Source organism: Acetobacter sicerae (genome assembly GCF_011516765.1).
Classification (GTDB): domain Bacteria; phylum Pseudomonadota; class Alphaproteobacteria; order Acetobacterales; family Acetobacteraceae; genus Acetobacter; species Acetobacter sicerae.
In genome coordinates, this window is sequence record NZ_JAAABN010000086.1 from 1 (window position 1) to 675 (window position 675).

Annotated in this window: 1 pseudogene; it reads left to right on the plus strand. The window is 59.3% G+C overall.

From position 1 onward, the window contains the following. Positions 1 to 136: 136 nt before the first annotated feature. Positions 137 to 675: pseudogene (locus GVI59_RS18720) on the plus strand (hypothetical protein); the annotation flags it as partial.

Here is a 675-nt window from a genome sequence, read left to right on the forward strand (position 1 = left end):
TACGGCCATCTTTCTGGCGGCCAGTTTTTCATCACGGTCCCGCGCGGAAGCGTGACGGACGACAGCATCATTCTCAACGCGATCAACTCGACCAAAGCGGCAGGTGTTGTCGCTTGGGTGCGGATTACGGACTGATATGGACAGACAGATTGTTTATCCCGGTAGCGTCGCTCTCGACACCGACCTGCTCAACGCCGGGCGGAATACGAAGAAGGGACTCGGACGGCTGGCGTTTCTTCTGTTCGGTGAGGTCTCGGCGGCGCAGGGGTTCACTGTGGCTCTGTCGTCCACCGACCTGACCGCGACGGTCGGTGAGGGGACCGTTATATCATTGGGACCGGTTGATTACCCATCTATAGGCGGACTTGGTGGCGGCTTGGACGCCGTAACCCAAAACGTGGTCTGTCAATTCGATAGCTGGTCCAGCCAGACAGTCACATTGACTGCCGGCGCGACAAATGTGATCTGGGCCGTGTGCTCAGAGGCGGATGGTGATGACGCGGTCCTGCCGTTCTACAATTCAGAAAATCCCTCGCAGACGCTCGCGGGTAGCGCGAATAGTGGGGCCGATCTGCCGACACAGAGGCAGGCCAGAGTATCCATTGTGTGCGCTACGACCGCGCCAGCAACGCCTGTGGGTGGTGCTGTTGTGGCGCTGTATTCAGTGACGGTCCC